At 76.5% G+C, this 3,958-nt stretch carries 3 protein-coding genes; 2 read left to right on the top strand and 1 reads right to left on the bottom strand.

Features of this window, described 5'->3' with window-relative positions; genetic code table 11:
* Positions 1–1,092, top strand: a 1,092-nt coding sequence (locus FOE67_RS18970) for an NADH-quinone oxidoreductase subunit D (RefSeq protein WP_228474038.1), incomplete at its 5' end; no start/stop codon positions are given.
* A 72-nt stretch (positions 1,093–1,164) separates the two neighbouring features.
* On the opposite strand, the gene FOE67_RS18965 is transcribed toward FOE67_RS18970, so the two are convergent.
* Positions 1,165–2,202 carry an SAM-dependent methyltransferase gene (locus FOE67_RS18965; RefSeq protein ID WP_182665898.1) on the bottom strand — a complete coding sequence of 346 codons (1,038 nt, stop codon included), beginning with the start codon at positions 2,200–2,202 and terminating at the stop codon, positions 1,165–1,167.
* Between the two features lie 383 nt (positions 2,203–2,585).
* Between FOE67_RS18965 and FOE67_RS18960 the strand changes: the two genes are divergently transcribed.
* A partial coding sequence (locus FOE67_RS18960) for a sensor histidine kinase (protein WP_182665896.1) occupies positions 2,586–3,958 on the top strand: 1,373 nt, incomplete at its 3' end.

The following is a 3,958-nucleotide window of genomic DNA, read 5'->3' as shown; positions in this document are numbered from 1 at the left end:
GGTCGCGGCCGGTCATCCACCGATCGGTCCGGGTCGGGGCCCGCCCCGGTCGGCGAGCGGGTTCGCGATGCCCACCGGGTGCAGCAGCCAGCCGAAACCGCCGAGCCCGGCCGGGTCGGTCAGTTCCTCTTCGAGGCCCGTGACTACCGGCAGATCATCGTCCTGGCGAACCGTCACGACTGGCTCTCGGCCTTCTCCAACGAACTCGGCGTCGTCATGGCCGTGGAGCGGATGCTCGGCATGGAGGTGCCCGAACGGGCGGTGTGGCTGCGCACCCTGCTCGCCGAGATGAACCGGGCCCTCAACCACCTCATGTTCCTCGGCTCCTATCCGCTGGAACTGGGCGGCATCACTCCCATGTTCTACGCCTTCACCGAGCGGGAGGACCTCCAGGCGGTGATGGAGGAGGTCTCCGGTGGCCGCATGCACTACATGTTCAACCGGGTGGGCGGGCTGAAGGAGGACCTGCCGGCCGGGTGGACCGATCGGGCCCGGGCGGCGGTCGCGGGGGTGCGCGGCAGGCTGGGGCGGTTCGACGACCTCGTGCTCGGCAACGAGATCTTCCGTGCCCGCACCCGGGGGGTCGGGGTGCTCTCCCCGGAGGCGGTGCACGCCTACGGCGTCTCGGGCCCCATCGCCCGGGCCTCCGGCGTCGACTTCGACCTGCGGCGGGACGAGCCCTACCTGGCGTACGGGGAACTGGCGGACACGCTGCGGGTGGTCACCCGGGACGAGGGGGACTGCCTGGCCCGCTTCGAGGTGCTGCTGGAGCAGACCCGCAACTCCCTGGAGCTGGCCGACGCCTGCCTGGACCGCCTCGCGGGGCTGCCGCCGGGGCCGGTGAACCAGCGCCTGCCCAAGGTTCTCAAGGCGCCCGAGGGCCAGACCTACGCCTGGACGGAGAACCCGCTGGGGTTGAACGGCTACTACCTGGTCTCCAAGGGGGAGAAGACCCCCTACCGGCTCAAGCTGCGTTCGGCGTCGTTCAACAACATCCAGGCGCTGGAGCACCTGCTGCCGGGCACCCTGGTGGCCGACATGGTGGCGATCCTGGGGTCGTTCTTCTTCGTGGTGGGCGACATCGACAAATAGACAACGGGGCCCGTGGTCGCCGGGTGGCCGCCGGGCCGATCGGCGGGAGCCGGGCCGGCCGGTCGCGGCCGGTCATCCACCGATCGGTCCGGGTCGGGGCCCGCCCCGGTCGGCGAGCGGGTTCGCGATGCCCACCGGGTGCAGCAGCCAGCCGAAACCGCCGAGCCCGGCCGGGTCGGTCAGTTCCGCCGCCTCGCCCGCCCGCACCAGCGCCCGCAGGTAGCCCGCCGGCTCCCGGGAGGCGAGCTCCAGCGGGGGGCGCCGTCCGGAGACGCCGAGCCGGCGCAGCGCGGTCCGCTGGTCGAGCAGGACCGCCGCCCCCGCGTCCGGGGGGCCGCCGGCCGCCGCCCGGGCCGGGGCACCCGCCGCGAGGCCGGCGGCGGCGCAGGCGTCGAGCGCCACGTGCGCGGTCAGGTCCGCGGAGCCGTCCGGCACCGGCGGGACCGACCGGCCGTCCCGGTGGCCGGCGAGCGTGCCGCCGAGAGGGCGGGTGTCGCGGGTGTGGCCGTAGTCCACGGCCACCGCCAGGCCGCGTCGCACCCGCCCCACGGCCCGGGCCCAGGCGGCGTCCCGGGGGCCGCCCGGCTCGGCCCGCCCGCCGGGTTCGGTGTCCGACAACGGCCACCAGCGCCGCAGCCACGCCGCGTCGGCCTCCTCCACGGCCGGCCCCGGGTGCTCCCGGCCGGCCCCGTCCACCAGCAGCAGGCGGGGTGGGCCGGGCGGGTCGGCCACGACCACGTCCACCGGCACGTTGTCCAGCCACTCGTTGGCGAGGAGCAGACCGGTCACGCTGTCCGGGAGTCCGGTCGACCAGCCCACGGCGGGGTTGAGGCCGGCGGGGCGCGGGGCGAGTTCCACCACCCGGGCGCGCACCCGGCGTGCGACGCTTCCCGGCAGCGCGGCCAGGACGCCGGTGACCAGCTCCCCGCGACCGCCGCCGATGTCCACCAGGTCCACGGGGTCGGGGCACCCCAGGGCGCGGTCCACCCCCAGCAGCAGTTCGGCGATCGCGCCGGCGAAGAGCGGGGAGGCGTGCACGGAGGTGCGGAAGTGCGCGGCGGGCGCCTCCCGGAGGAAGAAGCCGCCGGGCCCGTAGAGGGCGTGTTCCATCGCCTCCCGCCACCGCACGGGGTGGTCGGTCGCGGCCCCCGGTACGCCGGGCCCTCCGGCGGGGGAGGCTGGCTCGGGGACGGAGTGTGACGGCCCGCCTGCGGTCGGCCCGGTGGGCGGGACGCCGCGCACGGGCGCGTCCCCCCTCGGCGCGCGCTCCGGAGCGGGAGCCGGTGGGGGCCCCGGGGCCCCGGAATCGTCAGCGGTGGGACCCCCGGGGCCGTCGGGGAGGTGATCGGCGGTGGGCACGGGGTCACCGTACGGGGCCGCGGCCCCGCCGTCGCCCGGGCCCGGCCGGGTCCACCCTGAGGTGTAGCCGGCGGAAGCGGGGATCGCCCCTCCGGTTGACCCGCTGGGTCCATCACCTGCCTACGCTGGGTGACGTGAACCGGATGTACGACCTCATGCGCCGCCACCCCCGGTGGGTGGACGGCTTCTGGGGATTCGTGCTGTTGGTCCCCGGCCTGCTGTGGGGCCTGGGCGTCTCCGCCGAGCACGCGGGACCGCGCCCCGTGGTGCTGGGCGTCACCCTCGCCATGGGCACGGTGGTGATCCTGCGGCGGGTGGTGCCCGCCGTGATGCTGGGGCTGGCCCTCGCGACCGGGGTCCTCCAGGTGGTGGCCGACGTGCCGCCGGTGCCCGCTAACTTCGCCCTGCTGGTGATCATCTTCACCGTCGCCTCCCGGCCCGACCGCCGGGCCTCGGCGGTGGCCCTCGCGATGGCCGTCCTGGCCCCGGCCGTCGCCATGGCGCGGTGGTGGGTGAGGCCCGACGCGCCGGTGCTCGCCACCGTCTTCGAACTGCTGCTGCTGACCGTCTGCTTCCTGCTCGCCTGGGTGCTGGGCGACTCCCTGCGCACCCGGCGCGCCTACTACGCCGAACTGGAACAGCGCGCGGCCCGGCTCGAACGGGAGCGCGCGGCGCGCGAGCGGATCGCGGTGGCGGCCGAGCGCGCCCGCATCGCGCGGGAGCTGCACGACGTGGTGGCCCACAACGTCTCGGTGATGGTGGTGCAGGCGGACGGCGCGGCCTACGTACTGGACTCCGCGCCCGCCCAGGCCCGGGACGCCCTGCGCACCATCTCGTGCACCGGCCGCGAGGCCCTGGACGAGATGCGCCGCCTGATCGGGGTGCTGGGGGAGGGCACCGACGAGGGCGGGAACCTCCTGCCGCAGCCGGGTGTGGAGCAGGTCGCCGATCTCGTGCAGCAGGTGCGGGACGCGGGCCTGCCGGTGGACTTCCGGGTCGAGGGGACCCCCCGCCCCCTCCCCGGAGGGGTGGACCTGACCGCCTACCGCATCGTGCAGGAGGCGCTGACCAACACCCGCAAGCACGCCGGCCCCACCCCCGGGGCCCTGGTGCGGCTGCGGTACGCCGCCGACGCGCTGCGGGTCCTGGTCGAGGACGACGGGCGCGGGTCCGTCGGCACCGGCCCGGCGCCCGATGCCCCGGCCCGGCCCGGCGCCGCTCGTGTCACCGGCGCGCGCCCCGGGGCGCCCCGGCGCGACGGCCCCGAGGGCGAACCGGAACCACCGGGCTCCGGGCTGATCGGCATGCGGGAACGCGTGGGAATGGTCGGCGGGACGCTCGAGGCGGGCCCCCGCCCGGGCGGGGGCTACCGGATCAGTGCCGTGCTGCCGCTCCCGGCGGGCGGCGGACCGGGTGGGGGAACCGTCCCCGGCGCCCCGGAGGTCACGGAGGCCCCGAAAGCCGGGGAAGCCCCGGAGGCCCCCGGGGCACCCGAACCCCGGCACCT

The sequence above is a fragment of the Streptomyces calidiresistens genome (assembly GCF_014141525.1).
GTDB lineage: Bacteria > Actinomycetota > Actinomycetes > Streptomycetales > Streptomycetaceae > Streptomyces > Streptomyces calidiresistens.
This window is presented reverse-complemented; position numbering and strand designations above follow the sequence as displayed.

What these genes read in the sequence shown, in the direction of transcription:
- FOE67_RS18965 (WP_182665898.1), bottom strand. Translation starts at nt 2,202, where the DNA reads ATGGAACACGCCCTCTACGGGCCCGGCGGCTTCTTCCTCCGGGAGGCG.